The sequence below is a fragment of the Corallococcus sp. CA054B genome, from assembly GCF_003611625.1.
GTDB lineage: Bacteria > Myxococcota > Myxococcia > Myxococcales > Myxococcaceae > Corallococcus > Corallococcus coralloides.
The window spans coordinates 1-22237 of the sequence record NZ_RAVY01000058.1 but is presented as its reverse complement, the minus strand read 5'-3'; the positions used below and the strand labels follow the sequence as shown (position 1 = coordinate 22237).

The 22237-nt window shown below is 70.9% G+C and carries 17 protein-coding genes; 13 read left to right on the top strand and 4 right to left on the bottom strand.

The window, feature by feature from the left end:
- The first annotated feature begins 18 nt into the window (after positions 1-18).
- The 10 genes from D7V80_RS16525 to D7V80_RS16480 all read left to right on the top strand — a co-directional run bounded on the left by D7V80_RS16525 (position 19) and on the right by D7V80_RS16480 (position 15781).
- Positions 19-708 carry a hypothetical protein gene (locus D7V80_RS16525; RefSeq protein WP_120589075.1) on the top strand — a complete coding sequence of 230 codons (690 nt, stop codon included), beginning with the start codon at positions 19-21 and terminating at the stop codon, positions 706-708.
- The gene (locus D7V80_RS16520; RefSeq protein WP_120566331.1) at positions 709-1071 is read left to right on the top strand and encodes a hypothetical protein; all 363 of its coding nucleotides are present in this window, start codon (positions 709-711) and stop codon (positions 1069-1071) included.
- Positions 1072-1211: 140 nt separating this feature from the next.
- Positions 1212-1793 carry an elongation factor P gene (gene efp / locus D7V80_RS16515; protein WP_120589074.1) on the top strand — a complete coding sequence of 194 codons (582 nt, stop codon included), beginning with the start codon at positions 1212-1214 and terminating at the stop codon, positions 1791-1793.
- Between the two features lie 40 nt (positions 1794-1833).
- Entirely contained in the window at positions 1834-2424 is a 591-nt protein-coding gene (gene accB / locus D7V80_RS16510; protein WP_120589073.1) for an acetyl-CoA carboxylase biotin carboxyl carrier protein, read from the top strand.
- A gap of 76 nt (positions 2425-2500) precedes the next feature.
- Positions 2501-3886, top strand: a complete 1386-nt coding sequence (gene accC, locus D7V80_RS16505; RefSeq protein ID WP_120589072.1) for an acetyl-CoA carboxylase biotin carboxylase subunit — start codon at positions 2501-2503, stop codon at positions 3884-3886.
- A 191-nt stretch (positions 3887-4077) separates the two neighbouring features.
- On the top strand, positions 4078-7248 hold the full coding sequence (locus tag D7V80_RS16500; protein ID WP_120589071.1) for a tetratricopeptide repeat protein: 3171 nt from the start codon (positions 4078-4080) through the stop codon (positions 7246-7248).
- 27 nt (positions 7249-7275) lie between these two features.
- Positions 7276-8217 carry an ExeA family protein gene (locus D7V80_RS16495; RefSeq protein ID WP_014399053.1) on the top strand — a complete coding sequence of 314 codons (942 nt, stop codon included), beginning with the start codon at positions 7276-7278 and terminating at the stop codon, positions 8215-8217.
- 4 nt (positions 8218-8221) lie between these two features.
- Positions 8222-12151, top strand: coding sequence for a translocation/assembly module TamB domain-containing protein (locus D7V80_RS16490; RefSeq protein WP_120589070.1), 3930 nt, complete (start codon positions 8222-8224; stop codon positions 12149-12151).
- 14 nt (positions 12152-12165) lie between these two features.
- Entirely contained in the window at positions 12166-15234 is a 3069-nt protein-coding gene (locus D7V80_RS16485; RefSeq protein ID WP_120589069.1) for an outer membrane protein assembly factor, read from the top strand.
- Positions 15235-15250: 16 nt separating this feature from the next.
- Complete coding sequence (locus tag D7V80_RS16480; protein WP_120589068.1) at positions 15251-15781, top strand: hypothetical protein; 531 nt, start codon at positions 15251-15253, stop codon at positions 15779-15781.
- Between the two features lie 10 nt (positions 15782-15791).
- On the opposite strand, the gene D7V80_RS16475 is transcribed toward D7V80_RS16480, so the two are convergent.
- The 3 genes from D7V80_RS16475 to D7V80_RS16465 all read right to left on the bottom strand — a co-directional run bounded on the left by D7V80_RS16475 (position 15792) and on the right by D7V80_RS16465 (position 19040).
- A complete protein-coding gene (locus D7V80_RS16475) occupies positions 15792-16919 on the bottom strand; it encodes an Ig domain-containing protein (protein ID WP_147447120.1) in 1128 nt (375 codons plus the stop codon).
- Positions 16920-17031: 112 nt separating this feature from the next.
- The gene (locus tag D7V80_RS16470; RefSeq protein WP_120589066.1) at positions 17032-17787 is read right to left on the bottom strand and encodes a hypothetical protein; all 756 of its coding nucleotides are present in this window, start codon (positions 17785-17787) and stop codon (positions 17032-17034) included.
- Positions 17784-19040 (bottom strand): hypothetical protein, encoded by a 1257-nt coding sequence (locus D7V80_RS16465; protein ID WP_120589065.1) that lies wholly within the window; start codon positions 19038-19040, stop codon positions 17784-17786. The genes D7V80_RS16470 and D7V80_RS16465 overlap by 4 nt, the downstream gene beginning before the upstream one ends.
- A 129-nt stretch (positions 19041-19169) precedes the next feature.
- On the opposite strand from D7V80_RS16465, the gene D7V80_RS16460 reads away from it, so the two are divergent.
- On the top strand, positions 19170-19799 hold the full coding sequence (locus D7V80_RS16460; RefSeq protein ID WP_120589064.1) for an RNA polymerase sigma factor: 630 nt from the start codon (positions 19170-19172) through the stop codon (positions 19797-19799).
- Positions 19796-20569, top strand: a complete 774-nt coding sequence (locus tag D7V80_RS16455) for a hypothetical protein (RefSeq protein ID WP_120589063.1) — start codon at positions 19796-19798, stop codon at positions 20567-20569. Before D7V80_RS16460 ends, D7V80_RS16455 begins: the two co-directional genes overlap by 4 nt.
- Positions 20570-20670: 101 nt before the next feature.
- Here the strand turns inward: D7V80_RS16455 and D7V80_RS16450 are convergent, their stop codons facing one another.
- Entirely contained in the window at positions 20671-20889 is a 219-nt protein-coding gene (locus tag D7V80_RS16450; RefSeq protein WP_199738685.1) for a hypothetical protein, read from the bottom strand.
- A 282-nt stretch (positions 20890-21171) separates the two neighbouring features.
- Here D7V80_RS16450 and D7V80_RS16445 point away from each other — a divergent pair.
- Positions 21172-22237: lysophospholipid acyltransferase family protein (locus D7V80_RS16445; protein ID WP_120589062.1), on the top strand; the 1066-nt coding region annotated here is incomplete at its 3' end.

The window sequence follows — 22237 nt, the reverse complement described above, 5'->3', positions numbered from 1 at the left end:
TGACTGGGAGACACTCCAATGAAGCCCTTCTTCATCGCGGCGGCCCTGTCGCTCGGGCTCTGCTCGTGCTCTGAAAGCGCCCCCGTCGTCCAGATCCTCCAGACCATCCAGCCGGATGAGAGCTGCGATTTCGGCCCCGACGATACCGGCATCGCGAATGGTTCGCTCAACCTGGCCTACCGGAACGCCTACGTGCTGGGGCTCGTCGTCAAGTCGAGCTACACGAGCACGCCCATCGACGTGAACGGCGTTCCCCTGGAGCCGGACACCGACGTCGGAGGGGCCGCCACCGCCTTCGTGGATACGCTGAAGCTGTCCTACTCCTCGACGCCGAGCATCAACATCCCCGACGGAGAGGTTCCCTACACGGCGGCCATCAATCCCGCGTCGGACGAGAACCGGCTGGTGGTCAACCTGATGACCGCGGAAGCCGCGGCGGCCCTGCGGACCGCCCTGGCCGGGAACGCGTCGGCCACGGTGCGGGTCACCATTCAGCTCACGGGCAAGCTCGCGTCGGGCGGCAAGAAGTTCGAGTCGAACGAGGTCATCTACGGCATCGACGTCGACAACAGGGCCGTCACGCTTCCGACCTGCGTCGGGACCGCGGCGCCTGAGATCCCCCCGGGCCCGTGTGGTTCGGGTATCGGTCAGGACAACCAGTATCCCTCGTGCCAGCCCGGTGCGGCGGGCGCGGACGGCGGGGCCTAGATGGCCTTCCGCACGCACCTCGAAGCGGTGGTGAACCAGGTGGACGGGGCCCTCGCGTGCAGCGTGATGGGCTTCGACGGCATCTCCGTGGAGACGTTCCAGAAGGACGAAGCCACGGAACTGGACGTGTCCGGCACCTGGGTGGAGTACGCCAACCTGCTCACGCAGTTGAAGAACGCGGCCGAATCCCTGAAGACGGGCACCGTCACCGAGGTGTCCGTCAACAGCGAGAAGGTCCTCACCGTGATGCGCATGCTGACGCCGGAGTACTTCCTGGTGCTGGCGCTGCGCGCGGATGGGAATTTCGGCAAGGGGCGCTATGTCTTGCGCGTCACCGCGCCGCAGGTGAAGGCGGAGTTGTAGCCGCGCACGTCCGCTCGGGCAGGGGCTTGTCGAGCCTGCCCGGCGACGCAGCGTGCCTCCGCTTTCCTCTTTGCAGGAACCAGGGCATGGGCTAGACACCCCGGACTTTCGCTTTTACGTTTGTCCGAGGAGTCGGTCCCATGGCCGGGTTTGTCGATACGTCTGAATTCCGCAATGGTTTGAAGATCTTGTGGGAGGACAAGCCGTACGTCATCGAGTACTTCCAGCACGTCAAGCCTGGAAAGGGCTCCTCCTTCACCCGCACGAAGATCCGCAGCCTGCTGGACGGCCGCGTCCTGGAGCCCACGCTGAAGTCCGGCGACAAGGTGGGCACCCCGGACATCGAGTCCAAGGACATGCAGTTCCTGTACGTCCAGGGTGACGAGTACCACTTCATGGAGAAGAAGACCTTCGAGCAGACCTTCCTGTCCAAGGAAGGCCTCGGTGAGGCCGCCAACTTCCTGAAGGAGAATCTGGACGTCGAGATCCTCTTCTGGAACGGCAAGGCCATCAACGTGACGCTGCCGAACTCCGTGGACCTCAAGGTCACCAAGTGCGACCCGGGCGTGCGCGGCGACACCGTGTCCGGCGCCATGAAGCCCGCCACGCTGGAGACCGGCTACACCGTCAACGTGCCCCTGTTCATCAACGAGGGCGACGTGCTGAAGATCGACACGCGTGAAGGTGGCAAGTACCTCACCCGCGTGGCCACCAGCGGCTGAGAGCGGCTTCCCTTCACCTGGCGACCCGGGAGGGGTCTGAATGGCAACGAAGCGCAAGGCAACCCGGCCGGCCGAGTCCTCGGGCGCGGTCTCCGGGCGGGATGCGGGCACCACGTCGCTGGACGTGGAGGCCCTCCGGCAGATCGTCGAAATCCTGGAGGCCTCCGACGTCACCCGGTTGGTGTGGACGAAGGGCCCGGAGAAGCTCTACATCCGCCGCGGTCACGCGCCGGAGACGACCATCGTCCACCACACGGCGCCGTCGGGCCCCGGGGTGACGGTGTCGCCGCCGGTGGAGTACGCCGCTCCGGCAGCACCTCGTGCGGCGCCCGCCGCCGCGCCCGCGGCTTCCGTCGCTGCCGCGGCGCCGGAGAAGCCCGCGGAGAAGCCGGGCCACCAGGTGACCAGCCCCTTCGTGGGGACGTTCTACCGGACCCCCGCGCCGGATCAGCCCCCGTTCGTGGACGTGGGCACGGTGGTGCGCAAGGGCCAGGTGCTCTGCATCGTGGAAGCGATGAAGTTGATGAACGAAATCGAGTCCGAGGTCTCCGGCCGCATCGCCGAGGTCCTTGTGGAGAACGGTCGCCCGGTGGAGTTCGGCCAGGCGCTGTTCCGCATCGAGCCGGCCTGAGTCTGCTGACCCGTCAGGCGCGTCCGGCCCCATCCGGGCGGGACGCGCCCCAGGCCCTCGCGTTAGGAGCACGGCCGTGTTCAAGAAGGTACTGGTCGCCAACCGCGGGGAGATTGCCCTGCGGGTCATCCGCGCATGCCGTGAGCTGGGCATCGCCACCGTGGCGGTGCACTCCACCGCTGACGCCAACGCGCTGCACGTGCGCTTCGCGGACGAGGCCGTCTGCATCGGGCCGCCTCCGTCCAAGGAGAGCTACCTCAACGTGCCGCAGCTGCTCTCCGCGGCGGAGATCACGCGCGCGGACGCCATCCACCCGGGCTACGGCTTCCTGTCGGAGAACGCCGAGTTCGCGGAGGTCTGCGAGAACTGCAAGATCCGCTTCATTGGCCCGCGTCCGGAGATGCTGCGGCTGATGGGCAACAAGGTGCGCGCGCGCGCCGCGGCCCGCGAGGCCGGCATGCCGCTGCTCCCGGGCAGCCCCGGCACGGTGAAGGATCCGCGCGAGGCGGAGGCGTTCGCCAAGGAGATCGGCTTCCCGGTCATCCTGAAGGCGGCGGCGGGCGGCGGCGGCAAGGGCATGAAGATCGTCCGCGAGCCGGGCGTGCTCGCGCAGGCGTTCTCCACCGCGCAGGCGGAGGCGCTGGCCTCCTTCAACAACGGCGACCTCTACATCGAGCGGTACGTGGAGAAGCCGCGCCACATCGAGATCCAGATCGTCGCGGACGAGCACGGGAACATCATCCACCTCAACGAGCGTGAGTGCTCCGTGCAGCGGCGGCACCAGAAGCTCATCGAGGAGGCCCCGTCGCCCGCGCTCACGCCGGAGCTGCGCCAGCGCATGGGCGAGGTGTCCGTCGCGGCGATGAAGAAGCTCCGTTACAACAACGTGGGCACCATCGAGTACCTGCTCGACGAGCGCGGCGAGTTCTACTTCATGGAGATGAACACGCGCATCCAGGTGGAGCACCCCGTGACGGAGCTGGTCATGGGCGTGGACCTGGTCCGTGAGCAGATCCGCATGGCCTACGGGCACCCCCTGCGCTTCAAGCAGGAGGACGTGCAGATCCGCGGGCACGCCATCGAGTGCCGCGTGAACGCGGAGGACCCCGTCACCTTCGCGCCGTGGCCGGGGAAGATCACCGGCTACAGCGTGCCGGGCGGCTACGGCGTGCGCGTGGACTCCGCCGCGTACGAGAACTACACGGTGCTGCCGCACTACGACAGCCTGCTGTCCAAGCTGATCGTCCATGCGGAGGACCGCGAGACGGCCATCCGCCGCATGCAGCGCGCACTCTCCGAGTACGTCGTGGAGGGCATCCGCACCAACATACCGTTCCACCGGGCCGCACTGGCGGAGGAGTCCTTCCAGGAGGGCAACTACGACACCCGCTTCGTGGAGCGCCTGCTGGCGAGCGAGACGGGTTCTCGCCGGCTCAAGAAGGCCGTGGAAGAGACGCCGTAGCGCTCGCCGTGAAGGCATGGAAAACCCGCCGGGCGTGCGAGCGTCCAGGCGGGTGATCCAGCCCCGGGGGAGGGCAGGCTGTTTCTTGACCCGCATCGGAGGATTCCGTTAGCCTCCGAAGCTCCCCCCCAGAGAAGGACTGAAACCCGCGAAGTTCCTCGGGGTTTCTGCCTGCCGGAAGCGCACGCTCGATGGACAAGAACAAGATCATCGAAGCCGCCGCGAAGCTGGTCGCGAAGGGCGCGTACGACAAAGCCATCAAGGAGTATCAGAAGGTCCTGGAGGTCGACCCGAAGGACATCCGGGTCCTCCAGAAGATGGGGGAGCTGTACCAGAAGAAGAACGACAACGCGCAGGCGGCGCACTTCTTCACCAAGGTCGCGGAGAGCTACTCCTCGGACGGCTTCTTCCTCAAGGCCGTCGCCCTCTACAAGCAGGTCCTCAAGCTCAACCCGAACCTGCTGGAGGTGAACCTCAAGCTGGCGGAGCTGCACCAGCAGCTGGGCTTGATGTCGGAGGCGATGGCGTACTTCCAGATCGTCGCCAACCACTACGACAAGGCGGGCGACACCAAGTCGAGCCTCGACACGCTGAAGAAGATGGTGGATCTCGACCCCGAGAACGTGGCGTCGAAGATCAAGCTCGCGGAGCTGTACGCGCGCGAGAACATGACGAAGGAAGCGGCGCAGGAGTTCAAGCGCGCCGCGGAGTACCTCAAGCGCAACGCCCGTGCGGATGACTGGCTGCGCGTCGCGGAGCGCCTCTCCGCGCTGGAGCCGGACAACCTCCCGCTCGCGAAGGAGCTGGCCGCGTCGTACCTGCAGCGCGGCGACCAGAAGCGCGCGCTCGCCAAGCTTCAGGTGTGCTTCAAGGCGGATGGCCGCGACGTGGAGACGCTGACGCTGCTGGCCCAGGCGTTCCAGGGGCTGGGCCAGGTCTCCAAGACGGTGTCCGTCTACAAGGAACTCGCGAAGATCCACCAGGAGCGCGGCCGCGCCGCTGAGTCCGACGGCGTGTGGACGCAGATCGAGCTGCTGGATCCGCAGGATCCGGATCTGCTCGCGCGCCGGGGCCCCGTCGCCGAACCGGAGCCGGAGCCCGCGCCGGTGGCCGCGCATCACGCCGAGGAGGAGCCCGCGCCCGCGTGGAGCGCTCCCTCCGCCACGGTGCCTCCGATGTCCCGGCCCCTCCCCGTCGCGCCGCCCGCGGCCGTGGTGCCGCCTCCTCCCGCGGGGATGAGCCGCGAGCAGCTGGCCAAGCTGCTGACGGAGACGGACGTCTACGTGAAGTACGGGCTCCACGACAAAGCGCTGGAGCACCTGCGCAAGGTGTTCTCCGTGGATCCGGAGAACCTGGACGCGCACGAAAAGGCGTACCACATCTACGTGGCGGCCAATAACGGCGCGCAGGCGTCCGAGCAGCTGCTCAACGTGCTGCGCCTGTGCACGCGCCGCGCGGACGTGCAGCGCGCGCAGCCGTACCTGGCGACCATCCTCCAGGAGAATCCGGCGCATCCCGAGGTGCCCGCCTTCCTGTCCGTGCTCCGCGCGGAAGGGGGCTTCGTGGCGCCCGCGGCGACGCCGGGCGTGGAGTCGCTGGAGGAGGACGCCATCCTGGTGGACTCCAACGAGGACGAGATCCTCGTCGCGGATCCGCCGGAGGACGCGCTCGCGCAGCCCGGGGGTGACGAGCTGGCGCTCGCGGCGCTGAGCCACGGGTCGGACTCGGACGAAATCGTCGACGACGAGGTCGCGGAGACCACGTTGAGCGGCGAGGAAGCGGTGATGGGCGAGCCCATCAGCTCCGCCGAGAACACCGTCTACGACCTGCCGCCGCAGGACGACCTGGTGATGGGGTCCGACGAGGACTCGCTGGTGCTCGCGGACGAGCCGGGCCTGGGCGATCCGGACGCCTCCGGAGGCTTGGACGACGAGCCGCTGCTCGCCCAGGACGACGCGCTGGCGTACGCGGCGGACGCGGGCGGCGACGAGCCCATGGTGCTCGCGGACGAGCCGGGCGGCATGTCGCTGGGCGACGAGGAGGAGGCGCCTCCCACGCGCATCCTGTCCCCGTCGCGCGCGCTGCTGGAAGAGGCCGCGCCGGACACGCGCCAGCTGCCCACGCTGGGCGACAGCGGCGACGACGAGGCCCTGGTCGAACCCGGCATGTCGCTGGGCGAGGACGACGACGCGCCCACGCGCGTGGGGCTCGCGCCCCTGGATGCGTCCGCCCTGGACGATGCGGGCCTGGACGAAAGCTTCGACGCGCCAGCGGAAGAGCCCGCGTACGCGGAGGGCATGTCGCTGGGCGACGAGGAGCAGGAGGAGCCCACGGCGGCGCACATGGTGCTCCCGTCGGTGGAGGGCCTGTCCTACGACGAGCCCCAGGCCGAGGCGTTCGCGGACGAGCCCGAACCCGAGGCCCTGGCGGATGCGCCCGAGCCCGAGCCCGAGCCGGAAGCGGAGCCCGAGGAGGAGCCTGCCTCCGAGGAGTGCGACGAGGCGTCGTTCTTCCTCGACCAGGGGCTCCTGGAAGAGGCGCGCGAAATCCTGGAGACGGTGGCCATCGCGTTCCCCGGCCACGTGCGCGCCGGCGAGCTGATGGCGCGGCTGGAGGAGCTGGAGGCCGGCGGTGGCGCGGCCCCCGAGGACGACGCTCCCTCGGAGCCCGTGCACGTGCCCTCCGTGCAGCCGGTGACGGAGGCCTCGCTCGACGACGGTGCCAGTGGCGGCGACGCGTTCGACCTGGCGGCGCAGCTGGCGGGTGAGCTGGACGACCTGGGCGGTGAGTCGCTGGCGGCGGTGCCCCCGGCGGAAGAGGACTTCCAGTACTCGGTGGACGAGGTCTTCGCCGAGTTCAAGAAGGGCCTGGCCAAGGTGGTGAAGCCCGAGGACGTGGACACGCACTACGACCTGGGCATCGCCTACAAGGAAATGGGCCTGCTGGACGACGCCGTCCACGAGTTCGACGTGGCCCGCCAGGGCTGCGTGGGCACCCCGCGCGAGCTGGACTGCCTGACGATGATTGGCATGCTGCACACGCTGCGCGGCAAGCCGGAAGAGTCCGTGGCGGTGTTCAAGGAAGGCCTTTCCAACGTGCTCGCGACGGGCGAGGTGGCCAAGGCGCTGGGCTTCGAGCTGGCGAGCGCCTACGACGCGCTCAACGAGCAGGGCAAGGCGCTCTTCCACTTCCAGCGGGTGGCCGCCATGGACGCGAAATACCGCGACGTGGGGTCCCAGGTGACGCGGCTGTCGGCCATGACCGCACCGGAGGAGGACCCGCTTCCTCGCGCCGGAAAGGGTCCCGCGACGCCGGTTCCCGCCGCGGGCGTGCCGAAGGCTCGTAAAGTAGGGTACGTGTAGCGCGTCCCCCACGAGGCCCGGCGAGCGATGACGACCTACCTCGATTTCTTCGAACTCACCCAGGAGCCGTTCTCCAACGCTCCGGTGAGCCGCTTCTATTACAACTCCGCGCAGCACTCGCAGGCCCTCACGCGGCTGATGCACGCCGTGGGCTACATGAAGGGCCTGTCCATCCTCATTGGCGACATCGGCGCGGGCAAGACGACGCTCGCCCGGCGCATGCTCGACTCGCTTCCAGAGTCCGAGTACGAGGCCGCGCTGCTCGTCATCATCCACTCGGGCATCACCGCCCAGTGGCTGCTGCGCCGCATCGCGCTCCAGCTGGGCGTGGAGAACCCCGCGCAGGAGAAGCTGGCGCTCCTGTCGCAGCTCTACCAGCGCCTGCTGCAAATCTATGAGTCCGGCAAGAAGGCCGTCGTCCTCATCGACGAGGCGCAGATGCTGGAGACGCGCGAGCTCATGGAGGAGTTCCGGGGGCTGCTGAACCTGGAAGTGCCGGAGCGCAAGCTCATCTCCTTCGTCTTCTTCGGCCTGCCGGAGATTGAGAAGAACCTGAAGCTGGATCCGCCGCTCGCCCAGCGCGTGGCGCTCCGCTACAAGCTGGAGCCCTTCACGGCGGAGTCCACGGAGGCGTACGTGAAGCACCGGCTGCGGCTCGCCGGCTGCCCGCGGATGCCCTTCACGCCGGAGGCGCTGCTCGCCGTGCACGAGCACTCCGGCGGCACCCCGCGCGTCATCAACACCCTGTGCGACAACGCCCTCTTCGAGGCGTTCCTCGCGCGCTCGGAGACCATCAGCGCGGAGCTGGTGCACCGCATCGGCAACAACCTGGGGCTCCAGGGTGGCTCGGCTGCTTCCCAGGCAAGCGAGCGGGCAAGCGCGCCCGCCACCTCGCTGCCCCGGACGGCGAACACCAAAATCGACCTGGCGGAGATCGACCGCTACCTCGAGGGACTCGGTAAGCTCTAGCGGCTTGTCCCTCCCCAGCCGCAACAGTGCAGCGCGCAAGGCGCTCTTGTTGGTGCTCCTCGTGGTGTCGGGGAGCATCCTGCTGTTGCGTCAGCCGTTCACCTGGGACGCCGCCTGCACCCTGGCGCGCAGGAACCTGCCGGACCTGCTGGGCGTGGACGTGGGCATCGGCCGGTGCGAGCTGGATCCGCTGGGCTCGCGCGTGGTGCTGCACGGCGTGTCGGTGTTCGCGCCGGGCAGGGACACGCCGCTGTTCACCGCGGACGAGGCGGAGGTGGGGCTGGGCTTCCTGTCGCCCCTGTCCCGCCGCCTGATGCTGGGCCACGTGCGCGTGCGCCATCCGCGCGTGGCGCTGGACCTGTCCCGGCCCTCCTCGAGCCCGCCGCCTTCCCCTGACGGCACGTGCCCGCTCACGCCATTGACTCGCGTGGGCGCGGGGCGCGTGGACATCACCGGCGCGGAGGTGCGCCTCGCGCTGCCGGACGGGCGGGGCGTGGAGGTGGAGAACCTGGACGTGGGGTGGGTGGAGCACTGGGGCGTGATGGAGCTGGAGGTGGGCGCGCGGCGGGGGCTGGTGCGCCTGGGCGCGGGGGGCGGCGAGCTGACGCTGGGGCAGCTGGGCTTCACCGGCGCGCTGGACCCCGACGAAGGGCTGCTGGACGTGGAGCGCGCGGAGGTGACGCTCGACGACATCACCGCCACGGTGTCCGGCCGCGTGGAGACGCTGTGCCATCCGGTGCTCGCGCTGGACGCGCAGGTGTTCCTGCCGCTGCGCACGCTGTCGCAGGCGAAGCTGTTGCCGCGTCCGGCCACGGGGCATCTGTGGACGCGCCTGTCCGTCACCGGGAAGCCGTCCGCGCTCGCGGTGGGCGCGGACCTGTCCGCGAGCAACCTGTCCTACGAGCAGTACGGCCCGGTGAGCCTCAACGCGCGCCTGTCGTACGCGGGGGACAGCGTGCGCGTGGAGTCGCTGGAGGCCCCGCTGGGCTCTGGCAAGGTGAAGCTGTCGGGCGCGTTGAAGCTCACGCCGGAGCTGCCCGTGGACGTGACGCTCCAGACGGAGGACGCGTCCTTCGGGCGCATCCTGGAGCGCGCGGGCGTGGCGGGCTCGTGGGTGGACTTCCCCGCGACGGCGAACGCGCACCTCACCGGGACGCTGCTGCCCCGGCCCTCGCTGTCCGGGCCGCTGGATTTGCGCAGCGGCCGCTTCGTGCTGGCCACGCGCGCGTTCGACGCGCCGGTCAGCGCGGGCAAGACGCTGCTCACCTTCGAGCGGGGCCGCGCGCAGACGGCCGTGAAGCTGACGGGGGACCGCGTGTCCTTCAGCCGCCTCACGGTGGAGTCCGGCCGCTCGCGCGTGCACGGCGACGTGACGCTCTACTTCGACACCGCGCGCGGCCTGGACATCCAGGGCAACGGCGAGCTGGAGCTGTCGGACTTCGGCCACATCGCGGAGCTGCCGTGGTCCGGGAAGGGCTCCGCGAACTACTCCATCGTGGGGGCGTACTCGGACGTGAAGGTGGACGCGAGCCTGTCCCTGCGCGACTTCACCTTCTGGGGCTTCGGCCTGGGCGTGACGCAGGCGAAGCTGTCGTACTCCAATGGCCTGCTGTCCTTCCCGTCGCTCACCGGCCAGAAGGGGCGCACGCAGTACTTCGGCAAGGCGGCGCTCACCTTCGCGCGCCTCCTGCACCTGCGCCTGGACGTGACCGTGCCGCAGGGCCGCACCGAGGACCTGGTGGACCTGGTGGCGGGGCTGAGCCCGTCCATCGCCGTGGTGCAGGGCCAGTTCGCTGGCGCGGCTTCGGGCCGCGTCGAAATCGACAGTCCCCTGGAGAAGCTGGAGGGGCTGGTGGCCTTCGACCTGCGAGACACCACGTACCTGGGCCGCCGGCTGGGCGCGGGCTCCGCGCGGCTGCGCTTCGTGGACGGCAAGGAGATGGTGCTGGAGCGCACCGTGCTGGATGGCCGGCTGGGGCGCACCTGGGTGGAGGGCTCCTTCGGCTTCACCGCGGGCGCGCTGGACTACCGCTTCGGCGGAGAGAACCTGTCGCTCGCGGAGGCCGTGGGGCAGGAGACCGCGGAAGCGATGGGCATCCAGGGCACGCTCGCGCTCGCGGGCACCGTGGCGGGCTCGGCGGACAAGCCCGACATCCAGGCCACGCTGAAGGGCCCGCGCATCACCTTCGCGTCGCGCGACCTGGGCGCCATGGACCTCGCGCTGCACCAGGAGGGCAAGCAGCTGCGCATCACCGGGCGCCCCTTCCGCGACGCGCAGGGCTACCTGAACATGACGGTGAAGGAGCCCTACCTCTTCGACTCCACCGTCGACCTGCTGCTGCCGGAAATCAAGCCGCTGCTGCCGCAGGTGCCGGCGCTGGCGGGCGTCACCGGCATGCTCGCGGGGCGCGTGACGCTGCAGGGCCCGCTGTTGCAGCCAGAGAGCTACACGGTGGGGGCCACGGTGCGGGAGCTGTCGCTCGCCCGGGGGGACCTGCGCGGCCGCAACCAGGGCCCCATCGTGCTGACGTACGTCAACAGCCGGCTGGATGTGCAGCCCTTCCGCTTCAGCGGCGCGTCGGTGGACTTCACGTTGGGCGGCTGGGTGAGCCGGCGCGCCGTGAACATGAGCCTGCGCGAGGGGCGCATGGACGTGCGGCTCCTGGAGCCGCTGTTGCCCGGCATGGAGCGCGTGGGCGGCCAGCTGCGCGTGGACGCGGAGGCGACGGGTTCGCTGGACGCGCCGTCGGTGGTGGGCACCGCGGAGCTGGCCGACGTGCGGCTGGCCATGCGCGACCTGCCGCTCACCGTGCGCGGCATGTCCGGCCGCCTGGAGCTGACGGGGCAGCGCGTGCTGCTGGAGCACCTGCAGGCCCAGGTCAACGAAGGCCAGGTGTCCGCGCGCGGCGACATCCGGCTGGAGCGCTTCGTGCCCAAGCGGCTGGCGCTGACGCTGCAACTGGACGCCGTGCCGTACCGGATGACGGAGGACCTGCCGCTCACCGTGTCCGGCCTGCTCCAGGTGGTGGGGCCGCCCACGGGGCCCACCGTCACGGGTGGGCTGGACATCATCAAGCTGCGCTACCAGAAGCCGCTCGACATCGAAGCGCTGCTCAAGACGATGCAGAAGAAGCCGAACCTCGCCGTGGGCGGAGGGGGCGAGCGCGCGAGGGACCCCTTCTTCACCTGGGACGTCAACGTGCACTTCGGTGACGTGCGCGTGGACAACAACCTGGCGAAGGCGCGGCTCTTGGGCGACGTGCGGCTGACCGGCACGGACGTGAAGCCGGGGCTCCTGGGCCGCGTGGAGGCGGCGGAAGGCAGCCAGGCGTTCTTCCGCAACAACCTCTTCACCATCGACCAGGGGCAGCTGGAGTTCCGCGACGCGTCCGGCATCGACCCGGTGTTCGAGGTGCAGGCGCAGACGTCGGTGCGCGAGTTCGTGGTGAAGCTGCACGCGTTCGGCCGGCCGGCCAACCCGCTGGTGGTGCTGTCCTCGGAGCCGGTGCTCACGGAGGGTGACATCCTGTCGCTGCTGACACTGGGGGTGACGAGCGCGGACAAGGACACGGCGGCGTCGGCGAGCTACGGTCTGGCGGCGGAGGCCCTCTTCAACGTGTCGGGACTGGACCGGCAGGTGCGCCGGTTCCTGCCCAGCAACCCCGTTCTCAGGGATTTGTCCCTGCAGATCTCCACCACCTACAACGACGCCACCCGGCAAGCGGAGCCGACCGCACAACTGGAGTCGAAGTTCCTTTCCGAGCAGCTTAAAATCGGGATGACCCAGCCAGTGAGTGGGCGAGGCACCCGGGCACGCGCTGAGTACCGCTTCGACGACCGTCTTTCCGCACAGGCCCAGTGGGACAACGAGAACAGCCAGGCGTCGTTCGGAAACCTCGGGCTCGAGCTGAAGCTGGGCTGGGAGGTCGAGTAGCCGCGCTGGCCGCGGTGCTGCTCCTCGTGTGCGCGCTGCCCGCCTTCGCGGCGCCCGCGGGCCACGACGATGACGCGCCGGAAGTGGTGGCCGTGGAGCTGCACCTGCCGGAGGGCATGGCCCCGGACGGGCTTTCGGGCCTGGTCACCCTGCGCAAGGGACAGGCGCTGACGCCGGGCGCGGTGCGCAAGTCCGTGGAGCAGCTGTTCGCCACGGGGCGATTCGCGGACGTGGTGGCGCTCACGCAGGACGTGCCAGGGGGCGTGCGGCTGGTGTTCCAGCTCATGCCGCTGCCGCTGCTGTCGCACGTGGCGGTGCGCGGCAACCAGGTCCTCACGTCCGGGGAGCTGCTGGAGGCGAGCGGGCTGCTCCAGGGCGGGCCGTTGGATCCGGAGGAGCTGGACACCGCGGCGGACGCCGTGCGCGAGGCCTACCAGCGCAAGGGCTATGACGCCGTCGACATCCAGGTCGAGGAGCGGCCGGTGCCCGCGGGCGGCGTGGCGGTGACGCTGGTGGTGGTGGAGGGCAAGCCCACCCGCGTGCGGCAGGTGACCTTCTCCGGCAGCCCCGCGCTGCCACTGCCGCGCCTGGTGGAGGCGCTGGGGATGAAGCCCGGAGAGGTCTTCGACCGGGCGAAGCTGGACGGTGGCCTGGAGCGGCTGCGCGTGCTCCTGCGCGAGGGCCAGCACTGGCGGGCCTGGGTGGGCACGCCCACCGTCGTCGTGGAGGACAGCGAGGCGTCCGTGGCGGTGCCGGTGTCCGCGGGGCCCGCGTTCCACCTGCGCTTCGCGGGCAACCGCCGCTTCCCGGACTCGCTGCTGGCGCGCGTGGTGGCCTACGACGGCGAGGAGGCGATGGATGAGACCGTGGCGGCGCGGCTCGCGCGGCGGCTGGAGGCGTTCTACCGGCGGCGCGGCTTCCACGACGCGCGCGTGCGGGCGCTGGAGGTCATCCGGCCGGACGGCGACGCGGCGGTGCTGGGCTTCCAGGTGGAGGAGGGCGCCCCGCTGCGCGTGACGGACGTGCGCTTCCATGGCAACGCGGCGCTGTCCTCCGAGTTGCTGCGCTCCATGCTCACCAACCAGGTGGCGGCGCTGGAGACGTGGCCGGAGCTGGACCTGCCCATGCGCGAGGACCCGCTGGAGACGGAGGGGCGCGAGCGGCGCTACGACAAGAGCGTGGTGTCCCCGCCCGACCCGTCCACGGTCTACGTGGAGGACGCGTGGCTGGAGGCCGCCGACGCGATGACGACGGCCTACCGCGAGCAGGGCTTCGCGTCCGCGCAGGTGACCTTCCGGGGGCTCACGGTGGACGTGGCCCGTCACCAGGCGGAGGCGGACTTCGACGTGGAGGAGGGGCCCCAGGCGTTGATCCGCGCGCCCATCTTCCTGGGCATCCCGCTGGAGGTGGATCCCGTCTGGGTGAACCTGCTGCTGCCCGTGGAGACGCCGCTGAGCTTCGAGCGGGTGGAGCAGGCGCAGGCCGCGCTGGAGCGGGGACTGGGCCGCGAGGGCTACCTCTTCGCGCACGTGAGCAACTCCGTGTCGGTGGAGGAGAATGGCACCTCCGCGCACGTGACCTACCGCACGGACCCGGGGCCTCGCGTGCGCGTGGGGCAGGTGCTGCTCCAGGGGCTGACGCGCTCGGATCCGGACGTGGTGCTGGCGCAGCTGGACCTGAAGCCCGGGGCTCCGCTGTCGGTGGAGGCGCTGGCGGAGGCGCAGCGCCGGCTGTCCCGGCTGGGGCTGTTCCGCCAGGCGGAGGTGTCGCTGGCGGACCCCAACCGCCGCGAGGCCTCCAAGGACGTGCTGGTGACGGTGCAGGAGCGCCCGCGCATCGACGGCGAGGTGTCCGGTGGCTACTTCCTGGTGGACGGTCCGCGCATCACGCTGGACACGGCATGGCGCAACCTGGATGGCCGGGGGCTGAACCTCCTGGCGCGCGGCAAGGTGAACTACGCGGGCGCGAGCGCGGAGGCGCTGTCGTCCTCGCGGCTTCCGGCCGGGTGCTCCACCGGAGAGCTGTCCGGCGAGGCGTGTGAGTCCGACCTGGATGGCTTCAGCGGCCTGGGCGGGCGCGGCAACCTGGCGCTGTCCCAGCCCCGGCTGTCCTTCCTGGCGCCGCAGGAGATTGGCGCGCGGGTGGATCTCATCGGCGAGCGCGTGCACCGGCCGTCGTACCTGTCCACGCGGTTCGCGGCGGTGATGGGCGTGGACTGGGCGCTGGCGTCGTGGGTGAACGTGTCGCTCCAGTACGAACTGGAGAACAACCGGCTGCGCTCGCGCGGAGGCGTGCTGGAGCTCATCAACCGCGCGGACCAGGAGCGCCTGCGCTACCCGTACGGTGACTTCGCGCTGCACTCGCTGCGCCCGTCCATGACGTTGGACTTCCGCGACGACCCGGCGAACCCCCGGCGCGGCATGGTGCTCAGCAGCAGCGTGGAGTTCATGCGCGGCATCAGCGTCCACCCCACGGACGTCGCGGGCAACCGCGTGCCGGAGTTCCCCATCGACGGCGTGAAGCTGTCCGGCAGCGTGAGCGCGTACGCGCCGCTGGGCCGCCGCGCGAGCGTGGCGGTGAGCGCGCGCGCGGGCACCATCGTGCCGCTGACGCAGGGGGCGCAGAACATCGGGTCCAAGCTGTTCTACCTGGGCGGCTCGTCCAGCCTCCGGGGCTTCCGCGAGGACGGCGTGCTGCCGCAGGACGTGCGCGAGGTGCTGCACCAGCGGCTGGCCGCGTGCCGCGCCGTGATTTCCCCCGCGGGCTGCCCGGACGACCTGAAGGCGGTGCTCGCCGGACAGGTGCCCGCGAGCCAGGGCGGCGAGCTCTTCACGCTGGCCAAGGCGGAGCTGCGCGTGCCGGCCATCGCCTCGGTGGACCTGGGGCTCTTCTTCGAGGCGGGCAACCTGTGGCAGGACCGCACGCTGTTCGACCCGGGCGTGCTGCGCTACGCGGCGGGCGTGGGCCTGCGCTACGTGACGCCCGTGGGCCCGCTCGCCTTCGACGTGGGCTTCAACCTGGACCGCGACGAGGCGCTCAACGAGGCTCCCACGCAGTTCCACTTCAGCATCGGGACGTTCTGACCGGAGGCCTCCGTCCATGCGAACCCACCTTGCGCGCCGTGGAGTGGCTTGGGGCCTGGGCCTGCTGGGGTTGTTCGCGCTCGCGTGTCAGCATGGGCCAGACACGGCCGCGAAGGCGCCGCGTCCCGCGTGGATGCCGCCGGAGGGCACCTGTCCTCGCGGCGCGCAGCTCCAGATGGAGCGGCTGGGGCTGAAGGTGGGGGACCGCATCCCCGTCATCGTGGACAGCATCCAGGACCACCCGGGGCCGGCCCGGTACAACTACAGCTTCGTCATCGCGCTGCCGCAGGGGGAAGGGGAGGCGAAGCTGCCGGGGGCGCGCATCGGCGGGCGGCTCTACGTGACGAAGCACCGCGTGTTCGGCCGGTACGACCGCATCTTCACCCCGGAGAGCGGCGCCACGTCCGTGCCCTTCTGCGGCGTGCTGCTGGACACGCGCTGGGACCGCGACGGCGAGGGGCTCATCGCGTATCCCAGCCCGATGAAGGGCTTCTCCGTGGTGCAGGACAACACGGGCGTCATCCAGGTGGTGGACCGCTACCCGTGAGGCCCGCGCCTCAGTCGACGTGCAGGGTGTAGGCGCGCTCGTCGGAGAAGAGCAGGTCCGCGACGCCGAGCCGGAAGGTGAAGTCGCCCTGGGTCATGGGCTTGCCGGAGAGGACGCCGTTGCTCGTGTCCAGGAGGATGCCCGGAGGGAGCGCTCCGGCCTTCAGGCTCCAGTTGCCCGCGCCGCTGACGCGCACGGTGTAGCTGTAGTCGGAGCCCACGCGGCCACCAGGCACCGCGCGAGACAGCACCTTGAGGCCGAGCCCGGCCTCCGTGAGGGTGATGGAGAGCGTGCCGGTCGTGGTCTGGGGCGGCGTGTCGCTGTCCGTCACGGCCACTGTGAACTCCGTCCTCCCCGCCTGGGTGGTGGTGCCGCTGAGGCTGCCGTTGGCCGCGAGCGTCAGGCCCGCGGGCAGCGACTGCTGCGGCGCGAGCGCGAAGCTGTACGGCGCCTTGCCTCCCGTCGCGGAGATGCGCTCGGCGTACGCGCGACTGTTGATGGCGTCCGCGAGCGGCTCCGGGCCCGCGACCCGCAGCAGCGGACGGACGGGCAGCCGCAGGCTGGCGCTGGCGCGCTTCGTCGGGATGCTCCGGTCGGACACTTCCACCGGGAGGACCAGCTCGCCCGCGCGCGTGGGCGTCCCGCTGATGCGGCCCGCGGTATCCAGCGCGAGGCCGGTGGGGAGCTGGGCGGTGGCGGTGAACTGGTACGGCGGGGTCCCGCCCCGGGCCTGGAGCTGCGCCGAGTAGGCGACGGACTCGATGCCCTCCGCCAGGATGCTGGATTCCAGCGCGAGCGGCTCCGCGGGACCTGCGTCTTCACTGCCCGCGTCTTCGCTGCCCGCGTCGGCTTCGCCCGCGTCCGTCTCACCGACGGGCCCGGTGCCCGCATCCACGCCGCCATCCATGGAGCCGGCGTCCGTCTCCGCGTTCGTGTCCGGATCCTCGTCGAACCCGTCACAGCGCCCGCCCTCGCCGCAGGTCGGCAGGCAGCGATTCTCCGAGGCGAGGCATGACGTCCCGGAGGGGCAGCCCCCCGGCCCATCGCATGCGGTGAAGCGCGACAGGTCCGGCGCGAACGTGCACGCCCCCGCCGCGAGGAGGGTGGCGCTCATCAACGCGGCAAGCAGCTTCCTCATGGCAGGACCTCCGTCACGGGCGTCGCACTCCGGAGGGCGTAGCGCGGGTGCGGGGCCCGCGACAAGTCCACGCGCGACCCGAAGGAGCCGTCGGGTGTCCCCATCTGTCTGCTCATGGAAGCTCCCAGATGAAGGACAGCGTGCCCCCGACGCCGAGCAGCGCGCCCACGCCCAGCAGCACGTTGGACGTCCGCGCCTGGCGGCGGCCCGCTTCGAGCCGCGACGTGATGCAATCCGCGAACGCCTCGCCGGCCGTGGCGCAATCACCGCCGTTCTTCGACAGCTTCGACTCCGTGCTCCGCGCCGCCAGGCCGAAGCCCACGCCCGCGATGAGCGCCGCGCCGCCCGCGCCCCACAACACCTTGGGCAGTACGCGCGAGGCGCCCTGGGGCTCCCGCTTCGCCTGCGTCGTCACCAGAGGGGACCACACCTGCTGGAGCGCCAGCCTCGCGCGCGCGTCCGCTTCGCCCGGCATCGTGGCCGGGGCCTCGAACTGCGCACGCGTCTCCGGGCCTCGCGCGTCCGTCACGGTGAGCGCCACGCTGCGCTTGCCTCCCACGCCCAGCGCCACGCCCCGCACCAGCCTGCGCACGCCCAGCGCCGTGGCCTGCGCGCTCCGGCACTCCGCGTCGCCACACGCCGTCAGCGCCGCGCCCGAGCCGCGCAGCCGCGCCACCGTGTCCTCGCGCGACTCCAGGCACGCGTCCGGCAACGCGGCCACCGCGCGCCGCGTGGCGTCCTCCAGCTCGCGCGCGTCCGTGGATGGCAGGGCCAGCCTTTCGAAGGGCATGAGCACCACGCGCGTGTTCGCGTCGCAGGGCGCGGACATGCGCAGCATCATCAACAGCAGGGATGCGGGCAGGCTCATGGCACCAGGACGGCGTCGGCTTCGTCCGGCGACGGCGTGATGCCGAGGCTCGCCATGTAGCCCCGGTAGAAGCGCGGCCCGAAGGGCACGGAGAAGAGCTTGTCGCGCATCGCGTCCTGCGCCGCGCCCCGGGCCGCCACGCTGGCGTCGTGCCAGGGCAGGCCGCCCGCGTCCACCACCTCCGACGTACGGCTGATGGCGAACGGCGCCTCCCGGCCGCTGCTTCGCAGGTAGTAGCCGCGGCCCAGGGGCAGGGCCACCACCAGCGGACGCTCGCGCTCCTTGTGCAGCTCCACCACGCGGATGCCGCGCGAGTCCTCCACCCAGAGCCGGCCCGCCAGGCCCGTGGGCACCATCAGGTAGCCCAGCGACGCGGCGTCTCCCAGGTCCGTCAGCGCGAACGCGCGATTGAGCGCGGGCGGCTGGATGAACACGTTCGGCTGGCCCCGCACGTCGTCCGTGCCCTGGCTCGCGGCGGCCACGAAGGCCCGCAGCTCCGCGTAGTCCACCTTGCCATCCCCGTTGACGTCGCCCGCGCCCGACAGCGCCGAGCGCACCATGTGGCTGAAGACGCCGGAGCGGATGGCGCTCCACTCCTGGCTCTCCTGCTCCGAGGCCGTGGACAGCACCACGCCCACCTGCGGGAAGCGCCCCAGCTCGCGGTTGCCCAAGAGCCCCTTCACCGCGTCCACGTACGCGGGGCCCACGGGCAGCGCGCCGCGCGAGTGGACGAAGAAGTACGAATCACACGCGTCCACGATGAGCTGGAGGAAGGACGCCTTGCTCGGCGACACCACGCGCTCGTACAGCTCCGTGCGCGTCAGCGGCCCGTCCAGCAGGCTCACGGACCCTTCGCCCGCGGCGCCGCGCTTGCCATGGCCCACGAACACGAAGGTCAGCACCGGCACGGCGCCCTTCGCCCGGTCCTCCGCCATGCGGGCGTTCAGGCGGGCGAGCGCGGCCCCCAGCGCGGGATGCGTGGGCGGGCGCGTCTTCGCGGCGAGCCCCGGGTGCAGGGCCTGGGTCTCCGCGTCCAGCACGCTCAGCAGCACGACCTCCCGCGAGCGGGGCGCGAACAGCTCGTAGTACCGCGCGCCGTCGTCGTCCGCGTAGCGCAGGGGCGCCTGGGACGGTGCCGTGCCCGTGTTGTTGGCCACGATGAGGGCGTAATGCACCTGCTCCGGCGCGGCGCTCGCGGCGGTCCCGGCCAGGAGGAAGAGAACACCCAGGACCAGCGGCCTGTGAGGGGGCATAGGCATCAAGGGTTTGCGCGATGCGCTGTGAGAAAGAATGCCATGGGCCCCAACCGACAATCCACCCGTGGCCGCTCGCGACAACATGCGGATGACGGGACCGCGACGGTCGCGGTAAGCCCTTGAGGGATGGAGTGGGATGACGACACGCTGCGCCGTTTTCGCGAAGGCACCCCGGAGGTGCTGGCGGAGGTGTATCGCGCGCACGCGGAGCCGCTCGCTCGCCTGCTCAAGGCGGCCGCATGGCGGGGAGCCTTCACCCGCCTGAGGAACGCGATGGAGCTGGAGAACACGCTGTTGGAGACCTTCGCCCGCGCCTTCGAGCCGCGCACGCGCGCCGCCTACAACGGCACGCGTCCCTATGCCCACTTCCTGATGGGCATCGCGCGCAACGTGCTGCTGGAGCAGTCGCGCGAGCGCGAGCTGGTGGGCCGCGACGAGGCCTTCGAGGGGCTCACCGAATCCTCCTCCGACGAGGGCGGGCTGGATGAGCTGTTGGAGGACCGCGAGGTGGAGGCGCTGCTCGCGGCGTTCAAGGGCGGCCTGTCCCGTGAGGAACAACGGCTGTTCGAGCTGCGCTTCGGCGAGGGCCTGCCCCAGGAGGAGGCCGCCACGGCGCTGGGCCTCACGCGCATCCAGGTGCGGCGGCGCGAGTTCGGGTTGAAGTCCCGGTTGCTGGGGTTCTTCCAGTCGAAGGGGTACCTCCAGGACCTGGAGACGCAGGGCTGGAGCTTCTTCAAGCGGCGGGGTGCGCGATGAGTGGATGTGACGACCGCCAGGCGAAGCAGGCCATGGCCGCGCTCTTCGAGAAGGGCCGCGACGGGCTGGACGCGGACGGCTTCGAGCGCCTGCGCGCGCACCTGGCCACCTGTCCCGAGTGTCAGGAGTCGTACACGCGGCTGTCGCGCGTGGAGTCGGTGCTGGAGCAGCGGGCGCTGCCCCAGGCCCGGAGCGCGCTCCTGGAACAGGCGCTGTTCGCCAGGCTCCAGCCCGCCCCCGTGCGTGCGGTGGTGGTGCCCGAGCGCAGGAAGTGGTTCGCGTCCCCGCTCTTCATGCCGCTGGCGCTGAGCGCCGCCGCCGCGACCGTGGCGCTGGTCGTCGTGGCGCCGTCGATGGAGCGCCAGGAGCAGCAGCCCGTGCCGGAGTGGCAGGCGCGCTCGTCCGCTCCGGGCGCAGGGGTCTGGGGCGTGCGCGCCTTCTGCATCTCGCCCGCGGGCACCGTGCTGTCTGAGGCCCGGCCCGGCGGGACGCTGACGTGCGCGGAGGGCAACGCGGTGCAGTTCAGCTACACCGCGCCGGAGCGCGTGCGCCTGTCGCTGGAGGGGCTGCCCTCCGAAGGCGAGCCGCTGCGCTTCTTCCCGAGCGAGGGCCCGGCCCCGGAGGTCGCCGCGGGCGTGGACGTCACGCTGCCCTTCAGCACGCCCGTGCAGGGCGGATGGCTGACGGGCCCGGTGCCGGTGCGCGCGCGCTTCACGGACGCGCAGGGCCGCACCGTCGCGGACACGCAGGTGACGCTCCAGCCGCGCTGATCCGCCTTCGCATCATCCAACCCCAAGAACGAACAACCCCCCTCCCGTGCGAGCACAGGAGGGGGGCGGGGACTGTCGTGCCTTGTGGGGTCCGTGAGTGACTACGGACGCTGGACACGGCGATCCACTTCCGCGGTGCCGGTGTACTGCGTGGCCACGTTCAGGAAGCCCTTGCGCTGAACGCGCCAGATGCCGGCGGGTGGGTTCGAAAGGGTGACGGCCTCACCGGTGGAGGTGCCCTCGGCGCTGGTCGCGACGAGTTCCCCGTTGGGGGCAAGGACGTTCAGGTCCAGGTCGTGGGCGGGGCTGCCCCAGCCCATATGGACCGCGAGGACGACGTGACGGCGGCGGTGGCGGCGGCCCAGCCCAGTGACAGCAGACGCTTCATGGGGTGCTCTCCCGAGGTGCGTCGCGGCTCTTCAAAGTCCGCGCAAAAGGGGTGTGTCGGGGGAGCGTTTCCGTGGATCGCCGCCGCACCGGATTGTTCTGTACTGGCTGAATCCGGGGACCTGTCGGGGAAGAGGGTCTTTCCCGCCCCTGGCGGTGACAGTGTCCGGAGCGCAAGCGGGCCCGAGGTGGGGCGTCGGTATACAGTCCACGGCGTGTTCTACGCGTGTGTGCGGGCGGTGGTGGCGCTGGCGCTGCGGCTCTTCTACCGGGTGAAGGTGAATGCCCCGGGCGAAGCGCCCTCCGGGCCGGTGCTCTTCGTGGGCAACCATCCGAACGGGCTCATCGACCCGGCGTTGGTGTTCATCCTCACGCGGCGCCAGGTGACGTTCATGGCCAAGGCGCCGCTGTTCAAGCTGCCAGTCATCGGCTGGTTGTTGAAGGGGCTGGACGCGCTGCCGGTGTATCGCAAGCAGGACGACCCGACGCAGATGGGGCGCAACGAGGGCACGCTGGAGGCGGCGAAGGGCGCGCTCGTGCAGGGGCGGGCCATCACCATCTTCCCGGAGGGCAAGAGCCACTCGGAGCCGGAGCTGGCGGAGCTGAAGACGGGGGCGGCGCGCATCGCGCTCAACGCCGCGCGCGAGGGCGCCCCGGTGCGCATCGTCCCGGTGGGGCTCACCTACGCGGAGAAGAACGTCTTCCGCAGCGAGGTGCTCATCGACCAGGGAGCGCCCATCGACGTGACGGCCTTCCTGCCGAAGGACGCGGCGTCGGAGCAGGACGCGGTGCGCGCGCTGACGGAGCGGGTGGCGGAGGGCCTGCGCTCGGTGACGCTGAACCTGGAGCAGTGGGCGGACCTGCCGGTGGTGCAGGTGGCGGAGCAGCTCTACGCCTTCCGTCAGGGCGGCGCGCTGGACGCGGAGCGGCTGCGGCTGTGGGCGCGCGGGGTGCGGCTGTTCCGGACGCAGGAGCCGGAGCGCTACGCGCGCCTGCATCAGCACCTGTCCTCGTTCGGCAGCCGGATGGCGCTGGTGCAGGCCTCACGGCCGGAGGAGCTGTCCGTGGAGTACCGCCCGGGCAACGTGGTGCCGTTCGCGGTGAAGACGCTGCTGCGATTGGTGTTCGGGCTGCCGCTGTTCGCGCTGGGGCTGGCGGTGTTCGGGCTGCCCTATCCGCTGCCCCGGATGGCGGCGCGCAGAGCGGAGCTGGACATCCAGGCCACGGTGAAGTTCCTCACCGCGGTGGTGGTGTCCGTCGTGTGGTGGTGGGGCCTGACGG

What these genes read in the sequence shown, in the direction of transcription:
- D7V80_RS16470 (WP_120589066.1), bottom strand. Translation starts at nt 17,787, where the DNA reads ATGAGCCTGCCCGCATCCCTGCTGTTGATGATGCTGCGCATGTCCGCG.
- D7V80_RS16475 (WP_147447120.1), bottom strand. Translation starts at nt 16,919, where the DNA reads ATGAGGAAGCTGCTTGCCGCGTTGATGAGCGCCACCCTCCTCGCGGCG.
- D7V80_RS16455 (WP_120589063.1), top strand. Translation starts at nt 19,796, where the DNA reads ATGAGTGGATGTGACGACCGCCAGGCGAAGCAGGCCATGGCCGCGCTC.
- D7V80_RS16495 (WP_014399053.1), top strand. Translation starts at nt 7,276, where the DNA reads ATGACGACCTACCTCGATTTCTTCGAACTCACCCAGGAGCCGTTCTCC.
- D7V80_RS16450 (WP_199738685.1), bottom strand. Translation starts at nt 20,889, where the DNA reads ATGGGCTGGGGCAGCCCCGCCCACGACCTGGACCTGAACGTCCTTGCC.
- D7V80_RS16525 (WP_120589075.1), top strand. Translation starts at nt 19, where the DNA reads ATGAAGCCCTTCTTCATCGCGGCGGCCCTGTCGCTCGGGCTCTGCTCG.
- D7V80_RS16465 (WP_120589065.1), bottom strand. Translation starts at nt 19,040, where the DNA reads ATGCCCCCTCACAGGCCGCTGGTCCTGGGTGTTCTCTTCCTCCTGGCC.
- accB (WP_120589073.1), top strand. Translation starts at nt 1,834, where the DNA reads ATGGCAACGAAGCGCAAGGCAACCCGGCCGGCCGAGTCCTCGGGCGCG.
- D7V80_RS16500 (WP_120589071.1), top strand. Translation starts at nt 4,078, where the DNA reads ATGGACAAGAACAAGATCATCGAAGCCGCCGCGAAGCTGGTCGCGAAG.
- D7V80_RS16480 (WP_120589068.1), top strand. Translation starts at nt 15,251, where the DNA reads ATGCGAACCCACCTTGCGCGCCGTGGAGTGGCTTGGGGCCTGGGCCTG.
- D7V80_RS16520 (WP_120566331.1), top strand. Translation starts at nt 709, where the DNA reads ATGGCCTTCCGCACGCACCTCGAAGCGGTGGTGAACCAGGTGGACGGG.
- D7V80_RS16460 (WP_120589064.1), top strand. Translation starts at nt 19,170, where the DNA reads ATGGAGTGGGATGACGACACGCTGCGCCGTTTTCGCGAAGGCACCCCG.
- efp (WP_120589074.1), top strand. Translation starts at nt 1,212, where the DNA reads ATGGCCGGGTTTGTCGATACGTCTGAATTCCGCAATGGTTTGAAGATC.